Origin of the sequence: Robinsoniella sp. KNHs210 (assembly GCF_000686105.1) — a bacterium.
GTDB classification, from domain to species: domain Bacteria; phylum Bacillota; class Clostridia; order Lachnospirales; family Lachnospiraceae; genus Robinsoniella; species Robinsoniella peoriensis.
The window spans coordinates 1,454,171-1,468,482 of sequence record NZ_JMLZ01000002.1 but is presented as its reverse complement, the minus strand read 5'-3'; the positions used below and the strand labels follow the sequence as shown (position 1 = coordinate 1,468,482).

The 14,312-nt window shown below is 41.7% G+C and carries 13 protein-coding genes; 10 read left to right on the top strand and 3 right to left on the bottom strand.

Annotated features, from left to right (window positions below; genetic code table 11):
- Nucleotides 1-47: 47 nt before the first annotated feature.
- The 3 genes from CD03_RS0113335 (at nt 48) to CD03_RS0113320 (ending at nt 3,225) form a co-directional block, all read left to right on the top strand.
- Nucleotides 48-677 carry a cytidylate kinase-like family protein gene (locus CD03_RS0113335; RefSeq protein ID WP_027294072.1) on the top strand — a complete coding sequence of 210 codons (630 nt, stop codon included), beginning with the start codon at nt 48-50 and terminating at the stop codon, nt 675-677.
- Nucleotides 678-699: 22 nt separating this feature from the next.
- Entirely contained in the window at nt 700-1,137 is a 438-nt protein-coding gene (dtd, locus tag CD03_RS0113330; protein WP_027294071.1) for a D-aminoacyl-tRNA deacylase, read from the top strand.
- A 420-nt stretch (nt 1,138-1,557) separates the two neighbouring features.
- Nucleotides 1,558-3,225 carry a ribonuclease J gene (locus tag CD03_RS0113320; RefSeq protein ID WP_027294070.1) on the top strand — a complete coding sequence of 556 codons (1,668 nt, stop codon included), beginning with the start codon at nt 1,558-1,560 and terminating at the stop codon, nt 3,223-3,225.
- Between the two features lie 227 nt (nt 3,226-3,452).
- On the opposite strand, the gene CD03_RS0113315 is transcribed toward CD03_RS0113320, so the two are convergent.
- Nucleotides 3,453-4,724: a 4Fe-4S binding protein gene (locus CD03_RS0113315; RefSeq protein ID WP_027294069.1), complete on the bottom strand. Its 1,272-nt coding sequence runs from the start codon at nt 4,722-4,724 to the stop codon at nt 3,453-3,455.
- A gap of 120 nt (nt 4,725-4,844) precedes the next feature.
- Nucleotides 4,845-5,528, bottom strand: a complete 684-nt coding sequence (locus CD03_RS0113310; RefSeq protein WP_027294068.1) for a DUF2461 domain-containing protein — start codon at nt 5,526-5,528, stop codon at nt 4,845-4,847.
- 190 nt (nt 5,529-5,718) lie between these two features.
- Here CD03_RS0113310 and CD03_RS0113305 point away from each other — a divergent pair, with 190 nt between their 5' ends.
- Complete coding sequence (locus CD03_RS0113305; RefSeq protein ID WP_044289366.1) at nt 5,719-6,471, top strand: hypothetical protein; 753 nt, start codon at nt 5,719-5,721, stop codon at nt 6,469-6,471.
- A gap of 49 nt (nt 6,472-6,520) precedes the next feature.
- Nucleotides 6,521-7,135 (top strand): helix-turn-helix domain-containing protein, encoded by a 615-nt coding sequence (locus tag CD03_RS0113300; RefSeq protein ID WP_027294066.1) that lies wholly within the window; start codon nt 6,521-6,523, stop codon nt 7,133-7,135.
- 51 nt (nt 7,136-7,186) lie between these two features.
- Here CD03_RS0113300 and CD03_RS0113295 read toward each other — a convergent pair whose 3' ends face one another.
- Nucleotides 7,187-8,146: a GIY-YIG nuclease family protein gene (locus tag CD03_RS0113295; protein ID WP_027294065.1), complete on the bottom strand. Its 960-nt coding sequence runs from the start codon at nt 8,144-8,146 to the stop codon at nt 7,187-7,189.
- 252 nt (nt 8,147-8,398) lie between these two features.
- On the opposite strand from CD03_RS0113295, the gene CD03_RS0113290 reads away from it, so the two are divergent.
- The 5 genes from CD03_RS0113290 to CD03_RS0113265 all read left to right on the top strand — a co-directional run bounded on the left by CD03_RS0113290 (nt 8,399) and on the right by CD03_RS0113265 (nt 14,141).
- On the top strand, nt 8,399-9,541 hold the full coding sequence (locus CD03_RS0113290) for a glycerol dehydrogenase (protein WP_027294064.1): 1,143 nt from the start codon (nt 8,399-8,401) through the stop codon (nt 9,539-9,541).
- Nucleotides 9,538-11,310, top strand: a complete 1,773-nt coding sequence (dhaK, locus tag CD03_RS36755) for a dihydroxyacetone kinase subunit DhaK (protein ID WP_063837246.1) — start codon at nt 9,538-9,540, stop codon at nt 11,308-11,310. The genes CD03_RS0113290 and dhaK overlap by 4 nt, the downstream gene beginning before the upstream one ends.
- A 416-nt stretch (nt 11,311-11,726) precedes the next feature.
- On the top strand, nt 11,727-12,242 hold the full coding sequence (locus tag CD03_RS0113275; RefSeq protein ID WP_027294063.1) for a MarR family winged helix-turn-helix transcriptional regulator: 516 nt from the start codon (nt 11,727-11,729) through the stop codon (nt 12,240-12,242).
- 35 nt (nt 12,243-12,277) lie between these two features.
- Nucleotides 12,278-13,306 carry a PocR ligand-binding domain-containing protein gene (locus tag CD03_RS0113270; RefSeq protein WP_330377192.1) on the top strand — a complete coding sequence of 343 codons (1,029 nt, stop codon included), beginning with the start codon at nt 12,278-12,280 and terminating at the stop codon, nt 13,304-13,306.
- Between the two features lie 127 nt (nt 13,307-13,433).
- Nucleotides 13,434-14,141: a DUF421 domain-containing protein gene (locus CD03_RS0113265; RefSeq protein WP_027294061.1), complete on the top strand. Its 708-nt coding sequence runs from the start codon at nt 13,434-13,436 to the stop codon at nt 14,139-14,141.
- Nucleotides 14,142-14,312 lie beyond the last annotated feature (171 nt).

The window sequence follows — 14,312 nt, the reverse complement described above, 5'->3', positions numbered from 1 at the left end:
GTTTTATAATAGTAACATAAAGCAAAGGTAGAAAGGATGTGTTTTGTATGGCTTGTAAATCAATTATAACAATCGGAAGAGAATTTGGTAGTGGCGGTAAAGAAATTGGTATGAAGCTGGCAGACTCCTTAGGCATCAAGTGCTATGATAAGGAACTTCTCGACAGAGCAGCAAAAGACAGCGGCATCTGTCAGGAATTATTTGAAAATCATGATGAGAAACCGACAAACAGTTTCTTATATTCACTGGTTATGGATACATATTCCATGGGATATTCATCAGCAGCATTCTCAGATATGCCAATTAATCACAAAGTATTTTTGGCTCAGTTCAATGCTATTAAAGATATCGCTAAAGAAGGTCCATGCGTAATCGTCGGCCGTTGTGCAGACTATGCGTTAGCAGATTTTCCGGATTGTATCAATGTCTTTATCCATGCAAGTATGGAAAATAAAATTAACAGAATTGCCGCTAAATATGACCTGACGAATGCAAAAGCAAAAGATCTGATTATTAAAACAGATAAAAAACGTGCCAGCTATTACAATTACTTTTCCAGTAAAAAGTGGGGGGAAGCAACCGGATATCATCTTTGTGTAGACAGTGGTTTTCTTGGCGTTGACGGCACCGTTGAAGAACTGTTAAGTTTTATTAAGATCAAAGAAAGCAGATCATAAGTCAGAAAGGGCAGCACGGAAGATGAAATTTGTAATTCAAAGAGTAACACATGCCAGCGTTAGAGTTGATTCCGAAGTTATTGGCACTATCGGAAAAGGGTTTCTGGTACTGATTGGCATCAGCCAGACAGATAACCGTGAAACAGCGGATTCCCTGGTAAAGAAAATGACCGGGCTTCGCATCTTTGAAGATGAAAATGGTAAGACCAATCTGTCCTTAAAGGATGTGGATGGCAGCCTGCTGCTGATTTCCCAATTCACGCTTTACGCAAACTGTAAGAAGGGCAACCGCCCAAGTTTCATAGAAGCCGGTGAACCAAAGATGGCAGAAGAGTTGTATGAATACATTATTGCAGAATGTAAAAAGCAGGTGCCAAATGTCCAGAGAGGCAGTTTTGGTGCCGACATGAAAGTAGAGTTATGTAATGATGGACCTTTTACGATCATCTTAGAATCCTGACTTCAAAGCTGTAGGATAGCCCGAAGTTTACATAACAATATTACGTAAACTTCGGGCTTTGTTTTATATTTTAGAAAATCCGGACACAATATATGTTATAGATGCATTAAAAGATCTGACGGATGTAGTGAATTTATTTTTGAAGACAATGGAATCGGAATGAAACCTGAATTTATAGATCATATCTTTACGAGTTACAGGCAATAAATACCGCATTGACACACATAGATGCAGAAACGATACTAAAAAAGATACCCATCATCGCCATGAGTGCAAATACTTTTGCAGAAGACATAGACATGGCATTACAATCCGGTATGAATGATCAGCTGGCAAACCCGCCTGACATACCGAAAATTATGAATATTCAAAACAAATGGTTGTAAACAATATTAACAGAAAAACACTAGGAGGTTTCAATTGAAAAAGAACACAAATATAGGCAGCGTGAAAATAATCCCGTTGGGAGGCTTTGATAAAATAGGTATGAATATTACCGCATTTGAATACGAAGACAGTATTATCGTCGTAGACTGCGGGATTTCATTTCCGGACGAAGATATGCTTGGAATCGATAAAGTTATTCCGGATGTCACTTATTTAATCGAGAATAAGGATAGGGTTAAAGGATTTGTCATTACCCATGGCCACGAAGACCATATCGGGGCTCTGCCATACATCCTGCCCCAGATCAATATTCCGATCTATGCAACCCAGCTGACTATGGGATTAATCGAGCATAAATTAGAAGAAGCCCATCTGATGAAAAATACCCGCCGTAAAGTAGTGAAGCATGGCGGTATCATTACCCTGGGCTCCTTCCGTATTGAATTTATCAAAACCAATCACAGTATTGCGGATGCCAGCGCACTGGCAATCTATTCACCCGCTGGTATTATCGTGCATACCGGTGACTTTAAGATCGACTATACACCGCTGTTCGGTGATGCAATCGACTTGCAGCGTCTGGGCGCACTTGGTAAAAAAGGTGTACTTGCTCTTATGTGTGACAGTACCAACGCTTTGCGTCCCGGCTTTACTCCATCAGAGATCAAGGTTGCAAAGACATTCGACACACTGTTTGAAGAAAACAAATCACACCGGATATTTGTTGCCACCTTTGCTTCTAATATAGACAGGGTACAGCAGATTATTAACACTGCATATAAGTTTGGACGTAAAGTTATTCTGCAGGGGCGCAGTATGCTGAATGTAATTCGGATTGCATCGGATCTGGGCTATGTTAAAATACCTAAGAACACCCTGATCGATATTGATCTTATGAAGAATTATCCCGACGAAAAACTGGTTTTAATCACAACCGGAAGTCAGGGAGAATCCATGGCAGCTTTGTCCCGTATGGCTGATTCCACCCATAAAAAAGTCTCCGTAAAACCGGGGGATGCTATTATATTAAGCTCAACGCCAATTCCCGGAAACGAAAAAGCCGTTTCCAAAATTATAAATGAATTATCCATGAAGGGCGCCAATGTTATTTTCCAGGATACCCATGTATCCGGACATGCATGCCAGGAAGAGATCAAACTGATCTATTCCCTGGTTCATCCGAAATATGCTGTGCCAATGCATGGAGAATACCGTTTCCGTGCTGCTCAGGCAAACCTGGCACAGTCACTTGGTATCCCAAAAGAAAATACATTTCTGATTGAATCCGGCAATGTACTGGCACTTTCCGAAGATAAAGCCAGTGTTATCGGACAAGTTCCTGCAAGAGGCGTCATGGTAGATGGACTAGGCATCGGTGATGTGGGGAATATCGTCATGCATGACAGACAGAGCCTGTCTGAAAATGGTATCATGGTTGTTACCGTTACCCTGGAGAAAGATACAAACCAGGTTCTGGCTGGACCGGATATTATCTCCAGAGGATTTGTTTATGTCCGGGAATCCGAGGAATTAATGTCCCAGCTGCGCAGCCTTGCCGCTGATACGCTAGAACGCTGTAATAAGAAGAAAATAACGGATTGGGGTAAAATTAAATCCGCACTCCGGGATGATCTTGGAGATTTTCTGTGGAAGAAAATTAAAAGATCGCCTATGATACTGCCAATCATTATGGAAGTATAAATAAAAGCTTTTACAAACAAGGAGCATTTCGCTTTGATATTACGCGAAATGCTCCTTGTTTTATGTTAGAGCACACTCCCATAGTAGAATGAAGAAAACGTCCTACGCTGAAAAGATCCAGCTGCTTTATAGGTTTTATACGTTCTCTGCCATGGTCCGCCCCCTTCTCTTTCCGAGCACTACATCATTTTACAAAGCGTCACCTTTCTCACCTAAACGCAAAAACATTAATCAGTTTTCTTCTTTTTCATGGACAGCAGTTTATCCAGATAAATTGATTTCATCTGCCTGCTTGCCAGCATCTGCTTCACCGGTGGAAGTTTTAAAATAGTTCCGAATACAGCTGCCATCGCTCTGTGGTTGGCAAAGGCATGATTATCAAAAATCAGGTTCTGAAGCGTTCCCTTTTCGATTGCCTGCAGTACAAACCGGTGGGTACTGTTTACCGGAGTAATAATCTGAACCGCCCGGCGTTTCAGCTCAATGGCTTTTGTGGGACAGTTTCCAGCACACACACCGCAGCCAAGGCAGATATCCGTATCAATAACGGCATTCTTGTCCTCCATTTTAATTGCCAGGATTGGGCAGACTTTTGCACACTTGCCGCAGGAAATACATTTTTCTTTCGATACCTCCGGTATATAATTTGTGGTTGCAACCGGCTGCATGGGGCTGAACTTCCTTGCTGCCTGTAAGGCCTCACAGCAGCATCCACAGCAATTGCAGATAAACATTGGATCTTCCCTTACATTCTCACCTATCTGTACCAAATTAGACGCATAAGAGCGTTCCAGCGCATCGTAAGCTTCTTCTTTGGAGATAAGCCTGGCATGGCCTCCGTGTTCTGCAAGTGAACGTGCCACATTTCCAAAGGTCAGACAGACATCCAGGGGAGCGTCAATTTCACAGGGATGTCCCGCATGAAACATCTTGTGCCTGCAGTAACAGGTGCCAAGTCCGATATACTGCGCATCTTCCACAATGTGGCTGGCACGCTCATGATCCAGTATATGGAGTGTATTTTCTGTAGACAATACCGGTTCCTGTACAAAAACGCGCCCCAGTCTTGTTTCTGTTGCATAAAAGAGATCTTTTACAAAATCCTCCTCCACATTCATGTACTGATAATACAGTTCGCTTAAATACTTCTGATCAATGTCCCCTCTGGTCCTCATCAGGGCAAATTCAAAGAATCCGGCCATAGGCGGCGGCATCACAAATTTTCGTTGTCCATTATGAAAAGAATCAACCAGTAATGCTTTTTCACATAGGTGATCCAGCACCTTTTCTGCTTTTAATTCTGTCGTACCCCAGATCTGTGCCGCTTTTTTAGCCGTAAAAGGCCGTATCGGCAGCAGCGATATCCATTTTGCTTCTTTTTCCGAATATAAAACCTCAAGGATTTTGTATAGTGTTTGCGAAGCAGGAGCACCCTGGGTAAACCAATTAATTCGTTCTTCCAAATTTTTATAAGCTTCTTTTGAAGTAATATGTCCCATATTCTCACGCTTTCTCAGTGTCATTACACCAGTTTCATTTTGTATTGCAATAGAAATATTTTAAAGTAAAATATTTCTATTGTCAAATTACTTTCGGGACATTTTTTAAATTAGCAGAGCTTATGGTCTTTGCGGCATGGTAAATGAAGCTAATGCCCGATTCAGATAATCATTAAAAGGCTTCATTTTACGGAAGATATCAACAGACAGATCCAAAAATCCATCTACGTCAGCAAACTGTGCATCACTGATTGCATATTCCAAAGCCCATGATTTATGTTTCAGAAATTCTGCAAGGGGATGGTTCTTATCATAACCTCTTGGAACATTTTTCAGCTTTTCGCCAAATACCTGGAAATTCTCCCGAAAATCCTGATTGTTTATAATATCCAAAAATTCCACACCATGTCCGGTCAGGTAGTCCCGTACTAAAGTGGTGGCATCCGGGAATTGCGTGGCAAAGACACCGCCGCCAAGTATGGATTCCCCGGGTTTCACGCAGATAAAATATCCTGCCGGAATAGGGAGACGTCCTGCGGATGAAATATGTGCACGAAAAGAGGGATTATATGGGGATTTGTCCTTGCTGAAACGGGTATCCCTATTTAATCGAAACACCAGATCTTTTGCTTTCAGCCATGCGATGGAATCGTCAAACGCTGAAATCCGTACAATCATTTCCTGGATTAGGCCTTCAAATTTTTCCTTTGCTTCCTGATACAGTTTCTTATTTTCCTGCATCCATTCCAAAGAATTGTTTTCCTGCAGCATTGTTAAAAACTCTAAAATTACCTTGTTGTTCATCTTTGTCCTCCTTGATGATTGCATAATATATGCGCTTTTAATTCGTTACACTTAATTAGACAACTGTGGCTTGCGGTTGTGACATCTTTTTTAAGAAAATTTTCTATTTACAATACCCGCTGCACCGTTGTATGCTTATAGCGTATAGCCGATATACAAATAGAAACTTTAAGGACAGATAAATAAGCTTATGGATAACCTGGAAAAGAAACAATTACGATTTCAAAATGCCTGTCACAAAATACGATATGGCAAAAAAAACTTCAATGGCATCGGAACCCTGTCAGAAAAGACGCTCCATGCAGTATTAAAAGAATATTATGAGCCACGGGCTGACCATCAGGAAATACGGGTAGCTTCTTACGTAGCAGATATCATGACAGACCAGGAGATCATTGAAATACAGACCCAGAATTTTAACAAACTCAGAAAAAAGCTGGAAGTATTTACGGAAGTCAGTGACGTTCGAATCGTTTACCCTATAGCCAGTACCAAATGGCTGCTCTGGGTAGATAAAACTACCGGTGAGATATCTTCACCCAGAAAAAGTCCGAGACGTGGTAACTCTTATGATATTTTCCATGAGCTGTACAGAATTAAGGAGCTTCTTAAAAATCCCAGAATTAAGTTAAGCATTGCCATGATTGAGATAGAAGAGTACCGCTATCTGGATGGATGGAGCCGTGACAAGAAAAAAGGATCCTCCCGCTGCGAACGGATCCCGATAGCCCTAACGGATGAAATCCTCATAGACAGCCGGGAAGATTACCATAAGCTCATTCCCCCGGGGCTAAAGCCTGATTTTACATCCAGAGACTTTAAAACTGCTTCTAAACTGTCCCTTTCCAAAGCACAGCTGGCATTAAATGTGCTTTATAACTTAGAAGTTGTTCAAAGAACGGGAAAGAAGGGAAACTTGTACACCTACTCTACGGAGCGTTGATTGCAAAGTTCCCCCGGGTGGTTTATGCTGATAATTGGAGGTGAACGTAATGGATTGTAATAAAGTGGGATTGCTGATATTGGAATTGCGTAAAGAAAAGAATATGACACAAAAAGAAATTGCAGATGCCATGAATATCAGTGACAAGGCTATTTCCAAGTGGGAGAGAGGACTTGGCTGTCCCGATGTATCACTGCTTAGTGAACTATCCCAAATATTAGGAGTAAATATAGAAAAAATACTGCAGGGGGATTTAGACCCCAACCATACAGACGGAGGCAATATGAAAAGAGTAAAATTTTATCTGTGCCCGACTTGCGGCAATGTCCTGACAAGTACGGCAAAAGCAGAACTTTCCTGCTGCGGCAGAAAATTAGAACCCCTGGAAGAAAAGCCAGCGGATGCAGATCATCAGATAACGGTAGAAGACATCGATGATGAAGCCTATATTACCATAAATCACGAAATGACACGGGAACACTACCTTACCTTTGCAGCATATGTTACCTGCGACCGGTTACAGCTAATCAAATTATATCCCGAACAAAATGCAGAACTTCGCATCCCTAAAATAAGGAGTGGGAAATTCTACATCTGCTGCAGCAATCATGGTCTGTTCTCGCTTTTACCGCCCCGAAAGAGCCGGAAAAGTGAAAATAACTAAATTGCAGGATGGTATGGATACAGTCAATATTACTGTTGACTGCATCCATTTTTACAAAAATTCTATTTCTATTTTTTCTGTTGGCTGACCTCTCATTTCACTATATATTATATCGCAGTAATCTATATTTCCCTTATTATCCAGTTCTTCGGTAATATGTAATAATATTTCCAGACTTTCCTTTCTGAAATTCTCCTTTACGGGCGGCACAATCTGTTGAAACGCCTTCTTATGTATAACGCGTCCTTTAACAATGTAAAAAAGCTTCCTGCCACTGTCAGTTTCCAGATTCAAAAGTACATGCCCCTTCATCCAATGGTCATAAGAATCTATCCCCTTTTTCAAGTATTTCAGGTTTTCAACAGCATCCCGATAGAATGCCGCTGTTTCGTATTTTTCTTCTTGTGCAGCTTTGCTCATTTTCTTTTGCATCTCTCTTATAAACTGTTCCCGTATAGAAGCTTTCTTACAAAATTCCATCAGCGCCCGCTGTGTATCCTCCCAGTTATCCCGGGTAAGCGGTTTGGGAAAGATATGATAGGTAAGCTGGTATGTTCTTTTCACTTTCTCAATCGGATACACATTTTTCATAAAGTCCATAATCTGCAACAGTGTGCTTCTGCTGCGAAAAGGCCCAAAGCAGTTTTCTTCCCTGCGGTTAGCAATGGAAAGCAGTCTGTCCGGAAATGTCTGTCCTACCTTCAGGTAAACGTACCGGTCATCGTATTTCATCATTACGTTAAAATAAGGGCGGACTTGTTTAATAAGTTCACATTCCAAAAGCATAGCTTCCAGATGGGTATCGGTAACCACATAGTCGATATCTTTTATAAAAGGTGCCATTCGATTTACCTTATCCCATTTTGGAGTTTCCACAAAATAAGATTTCACCCGTTTCTTCAGGCATTTACTTTTCCCAATATATATTATTTTTCCTTTTTCATCCAGCATTTTATAGACTCCCGGGGCTTCCGGAAGATGTTCTAATTTTTCTGAGATCTGATCTGTCATAGGCGCACCATGCCTCCGCTTTATCCTTGGTTTATAACACTTTCCATTATCATAATATAGAATTGCGCCTGCGTCAAATTTTCCCTGGAGCGTGTTTGAAAAATACTATTGGCACTGCATGAAATTACCATTCCGGAATCTGATGACAAGAAATTACGATATAGAATCATTATTTCCGGTCATCATTCCTCACTGTATCCGTTATGCATTCCTGCTAAAATAAAACCATCAAATACAGCAGGAGGTATTAAAATGAGAAAAGCTTTTATATGTCCAACCAAATACGTACAGGGAGAAGATGAAATCCGAAACCTGGGTTACTTCGTAAAAACATTCGGATCATCCGCATTACTGATTGCCCACCCGGATGATGTCAGCCGAGTTAAGGAAAAGCTGCTGATAACTGCAAAGGAGTATCAGATCTCTTTTGTCGAAAGCGGATTTAAAGGCGAATGTTCCAGACAGGAAGTAGCACGCCTGCAGGAACTGGCAAAAGAAAAAGGCTGCCACTGTACCATTGGACTTGGCGGCGGAAAGGCGATTGATACCGCAAAATGCGTTGCAGCAGGCGAAGCTTTGATCATTGTTCCCACGATTGCAGCTACCGATGCCCCAACCAGCCACTCAGCAGTTCTCTACACACCGGAAGGTGCATTTGATGACTATGCATATTTCAAACAGAGTCCCAGTGTTATCTTAATTGACACCACGGTAATTGCCCAGGCACCTTCCCGTTTTCTGGTTTCCGGAATGGGAGATGCCCTGTCTACTTATTTTGAAGCAAGGGCAACTGCTGCCTCCTATTCAAATGTAAATGCCGGACTTCCCTGCGGGTTTCGGGAAGGATACTGCGGTCCTGCCAAAGGTACTAATACCGCAATGGCGCTGGCATCTCTGTGCTATCAGACTCTGATGGAAGATGGGGAGAAAGCCAAAACAGCCTGTGACTGTAATCAGGTCACTCCGGCACTGGAAAATATTATTGAAACCAATATTCTATTATCGGGGCTTGGATTTGAAAGTGCCGGACTTGGAGGTGCTCATGCCATTCATGACGGACTTACCATTTTTGAAGGTACCCACAAATATTTCCACGGTGAAAAAGTAGCCTTTGGTACACTGGCGCAGTTAGTCCTGGAAAATGCTCCTTCAAAGGAAATCGAAGAAGTTTTGGACTTCTGCCTTAAAATTGGACTTCCGGTTTGCCTGGAAGATATCGGGGTGGATCAATTTACGACGGAAGAACTGATGGAAGCTGCAAATAAAGCTTGTATTCCGGAAGAATCCATCCATGCCATGCCTTTCCCGGTAACACCTCAATCAGTGGCTGCTGCAATCATTACAGCAGACCGTATCGGAAAAAACTTCAAAGAGGAAAGCAGGTGCGGCAAATGAAAAAAATAATAAATAATCCTCAAAATGTTGTTATGGAAATGTGCAATGGCATTGTCCTTGCACATCCTGATCTGGAACTCATACCGAAATATAAAATTATCAAAAAGCGAGACGTAAATAAGGAGAAAGTAATCCTGATCAGCGGAGGCGGCAGCGGGCATGAACCTGCACATGCCGGCTTTGTAGGGGATGGACTTCTGGATGCCGCCGTATGCGGCGATGTATTTGCTTCTCCCTCACAGATTCAGGTATATCAGGCAATCCGGGAAACAGCCGGGGACAAAGGCACCCTGCTGATTATTAAGAATTACAGCGGTGACATAATGAACTTTAAAAATGCAGCATATCTGGCAAAAGAAGATGGCATATCTGTTGATTATATAAAAGTTGATGACGATATCGCCGTAAAAGACAGTCTGTATACCGTTGGAAGAAGAGGTGTTGCAGGTACCGTGTTTGTACATAAAATTGCAGGTGCCGCAGCGGAGAGGGGTATGGATTTAGCACAAGTGAAGCGCCTGGCTGAAAAAACCGTAGCTAATGTAAAAAGCATCGGCTTTGCCTTTACCTCCTGTACGGTTCCAGCCAAGAGGACGCCTACTTTTGTTCTTGGTGACGATGAGATGGAATATGGCGTGGGAATTCATGGTGAGCCGGGGATTAAGCGTGAAAAACTCATTACCGCCGATGAACTGGCGATGAAAATGGTGGATGCACTTTTAGAAGAGCTTAAGCCGGATACGGACCAGGAAATTGCCCTTCTGGTAAATGGCTTTGGTGCAACCCCTGCCCAGGAATTATACCTGTTGAATAATTCAGTAAATAAGGAACTGGCAAAGCATCCGGTTATAGTTTCCCGAACCTTGGTAGGAAGTTACATGACCAGTATCGATATGGCAGGCGCATCTTTGTCTATTCTGAAACTGGATGAGGAATTAAAGGGCCTGCTGAGCGCCCCCTGCAGTGCTCCGGTTTTTACGATTCAGGATTGGAAGCAAAGTATTCCTTATACCCCAGCCGGGAACATGTCTGGTACCGGAGTTAAAGCCAGCTATGAGATCGAAACAAGCCCGGATTACGCAATCATTCATCATAACTGTATCAGCCTGCAGAATATGGTTTACATGATCGATTGTATGAGTGCATCCGTAATAAGAAATGAAGTACCTTTCTGCGAGCTTGATTCCCATGCAGGAGACGGCGATTTCGGTATGAGTATTGCCAAAGGATTCCGCCGGCTTAAAATGGAATGGAACGAGATCATCACCCATCATACAGACACCATCGGGAATTTCCTGGATGCTTGTTCTATGGTTATCATGGAACACTGTGGAGGAGCTTCCGGTCCCATCTGGGGATCTGCCTTCCGTGCAGCAGGAAAATACGCGCAAGCAAAAACGGAGCTGACCATTTCTGAATTTGCACAAATGCTGCAGGCATCAGTAAAAGGGATTCAGGCAACCGGAGAGAGGTCGTTTGGAAGAGGTGCAGAAATAGGCGATAAAACACTGATTGATGCCTTTCTTCCCTGTGCAAATACCTGGAGCCTTTGTGCTAAAGCCGGGGAGGATATTTCCACCACTCTTATAAGAGCAGCTAAGGCAGCAGAAGACGGTGCCAAGGCCACAGAAAAAATCGTTGCCCGCATGGGCAGAGCCGGAACAGTGGGAGAGCGGAGTCTTGGATATCCGGATGCCGGAGCCTATGGGCTGGGTGTCATATTCCGGGATATAGCAGAAGCAATGAAAGTGCATGGAATCGATTACTAGATATACAAGTAAACCATTAAAATATTTCATTTATGAAGGTAATTGTGAAAATGATATCTTTTTTACACTTACCAAAGAAGATGCGATTAACCGATTAAAAGATAAATTACAGTAAACAGAAGTACCGATTCCCATACATGAACCAGAAACTCCAATGAAATGATCCCATACAAAAACCTTGTGAAGAAGACTCCCCTGCAATAGGCGGACCATTCTTAACAAGGTTTTTTTACATGGAAATCGGCATACTCATAAGAAACAGGCTGTAAATATGGCTAATTCTACAGACTCATTTCTGTGAATAAGTAACTATTGTTTTCTTTCCCAAATTATATTATTCTTAACGTAAAGATTATAGTTTCCTTTGGAAATTATTTTATTTATGAATGAAAATTAATTTTGGGGGAGGTGGTTTTATGAAACTGGAATGGATGGGAGAATACCGGTCATTTGTGGAGAAATTGATTAAGTATGCAAATGTATATGCTTCAATTTATAACAAAGAGGATTATTATGGAACAAGTATTCCGATTTCATTTTCACAAATCCAGGTATTGGAATATTTACTGGAAAATGAGGAACTCAATCTGAACATGTCTGAAATTGCAGGAAGGCTGGGAATCAGTCCCAGTGCTTTCACAAAACTGGTAAATAAATTAACGCAAAAGGATCTGTTGGAAAAGTTTTATCTGGAGGGCAACCGGAAAAATATTATTATCCGGGTAACGGATCATGGACGACGCCTGTATCAGAATTACTCCAATTATATCTATGAAAAATCCTTCTCGAAAATGTTCCGTGCCGGAGAAGGACTTCCGAAAAAATATCTCCCCGTCGTAGCCCGAATGCTGGAAGCAGGCATCTGGCTGGATCAGGAGAAAGAAGTAAAAACACCCCAGGTATTAATTCCGGTTGGAAAAAACCATAAATAGTGCAGGTAGATGATTTTAAAGGAGGACCGTGTATTATGAATAAATTACTTGCCATTGATCAGATCTTCGATATGGAACAATGGACGAACCTGCAGCGCTCCCTGGCTGAGGTGACAAACATGGCAATCCTTACCGTGGATTACAAAGGTGTACCGGTAACAGAACATAGCTGCTGCCATGAATTTTGTAAAAAGGTACGGAACGATCCGACACTGGGCAAATTCTGTCAAAAGTGTGATTCCAGAGGCGGATTGGAAGCGGTACGGATAAATGAGCCCTATATATACCAATGCCATTTCTCTATAGTTGATATTGCTATCCCCATTATTGTGAATGACAAATACCTGGGTGCTGTAATGGCTGGACAGGTACGTCTGCCCATTCATAAAGATGACAGCTTTATGGAGAAGATATTCAGTCCCGCCAACCCCAGAATTATCGAGGAAGCAAAAGAAAATTTCCGACAACTCTATAACGAAATCCCATTTTTATCCTATGAGCGTATGCAGATGATTGCTATGATGCTTTATTTTCTCTGTAATTATATGGTCAAAGAAGCAATTCACAAAGAACAGATTATAGAAATGTATGAAACTGTAGTCAACAGACACCAGGAAATCCTGGAGGAGCCTCCTGGCGCTCATTATACGATGGAATCCGCCCGTAAAATGAAAGCAGCTCTATCTAATGTAATTTTGAATTCAAATATAGAGAATGCCGGATGTGATGTTCCTGTCTCCACAAACAGCATTATCATAAAAGCATTTGATTACATCTACCACCACAAAGGAGAATCGCCTTCTTTGAAAAACATGGCTGCATACTGCAATGTCAGTTCCAGCTATCTGAGCAGGCTTTTCACAAAAGAAGTGGGAGAGAGTTATTCTTCTTTTACGGCCAGGTTAAAAATTGAATGGGCAAAAGCTCTGCTGGAATCATCGGATGCGCCCATTTCCGAAATCAGTGATGAACTGGGCTACAGCGAAGCCGGTTATTTTATAAAATCCTTTAAAAAGTATGTAGGCGTAACTCCGGCTGTGTACCGCACTTACTGTAAAGGCTGAAAACAGACTGTTTGAAAACCTCAAACAGTTCTTTTTTATAACGGAAATCTCATGGATACGATACCGTATAACGGTTACAATACTTTTGTGCAGTAAATAAACCTACTTAACGAAAGGATGCGATATCATGGATATCTGGGAATTACTTTTCAGAAGCGTCCTGACAATTATCATTTTATCAGTTATGACAAAGATCAGCGGCGCCAAACAGATTGCGCAGATGACCTTTTATGATTATATTGCAGGAATCGTAGTCGGAACACTTGCTGGAGAGCTTACAATCAATCATACGGTACCTATTTTTTACGGTATTCTTTCTATCCTTATTTTTTTTCTTCATTCCATATTGCTTTCTTTCTATTCCAGAAAGAGCATTACGCTGAGGAGGATCTTAGTTGGTAAGCCAATTTTTCTTATTGCAAATGGACTCATACAATACGATGGGTTAAAGCAGGCCAAATTTGACATCAATTTACTGTTAAGCCAGCTTCGCACTCAGGGTTATTTTGATATCAGTGAAGTTCAATATGCCATTCTTGAGCCGGAAGGCAGTATCTCTGTAATGCCAAAAGACTTTGCACGTCCACCGAAATCCTCCGATTTTTCCTTTCCGGCTAAGGATGATTCCCTCCGGGCAAATATCATTATTGATGGAAAGATCATGAAGCACAATCTGGCGCCTTATGGTAAAGACCAGGTATGGTTGATGGAAGAACTGGATAGGCAGGGATACCAGGATCTTAAAAAAATAACCCTGGCTACACTCAGCGACTCCGGGATTTTAACAATTCTTCCCAAACACAACAACAATAGCAAACGTTCTTCTTTAATGTAATCAGCTGTTTTACCTAAAGGGAGCAATAGGAGTAAACCATGAATTGATATGAAGAGTACAGACGAAAGGGACAAGTTAGGGGTGGATTCTCCGATTACAAAAAAATCGAGAGGGAGTCGACCTCTTTTTGGCATACTTATTTTTATTATCATACGACAATAAAAGCAAAAA

Coding starts and splice junctions, on each gene's coding strand:
- CD03_RS0113335 (WP_027294072.1), top strand. CDS start 48: ATGGCTTGTAAATCAATTATAACAATCGGAAGAGAATTTGGTAGTGGC.
- dtd (WP_027294071.1), top strand. CDS start 700: ATGAAATTTGTAATTCAAAGAGTAACACATGCCAGCGTTAGAGTTGAT.
- CD03_RS0113315 (WP_027294069.1), bottom strand. CDS start 4,724: ATGGGACATATTACTTCAAAAGAAGCTTATAAAAATTTGGAAGAACGA.
- CD03_RS0113310 (WP_027294068.1), bottom strand. CDS start 5,528: ATGAACAACAAGGTAATTTTAGAGTTTTTAACAATGCTGCAGGAAAAC.
- CD03_RS0113305 (WP_044289366.1), top strand. CDS start 5,719: ATGGATAACCTGGAAAAGAAACAATTACGATTTCAAAATGCCTGTCAC.
- CD03_RS0113300 (WP_027294066.1), top strand. CDS start 6,521: ATGGATTGTAATAAAGTGGGATTGCTGATATTGGAATTGCGTAAAGAA.
- CD03_RS0113295 (WP_027294065.1), bottom strand. CDS start 8,146: ATGACAGATCAGATCTCAGAAAAATTAGAACATCTTCCGGAAGCCCCG.
- CD03_RS0113290 (WP_027294064.1), top strand. CDS start 8,399: ATGAGAAAAGCTTTTATATGTCCAACCAAATACGTACAGGGAGAAGAT.
- dhaK (WP_063837246.1), top strand. CDS start 9,538: ATGAAAAAAATAATAAATAATCCTCAAAATGTTGTTATGGAAATGTGC.
- CD03_RS0113275 (WP_027294063.1), top strand. CDS start 11,727: ATGAAACTGGAATGGATGGGAGAATACCGGTCATTTGTGGAGAAATTG.
- CD03_RS0113270 (WP_330377192.1), top strand. CDS start 12,278: ATGAATAAATTACTTGCCATTGATCAGATCTTCGATATGGAACAATGG.
- CD03_RS0113265 (WP_027294061.1), top strand. CDS start 13,434: ATGGATATCTGGGAATTACTTTTCAGAAGCGTCCTGACAATTATCATT.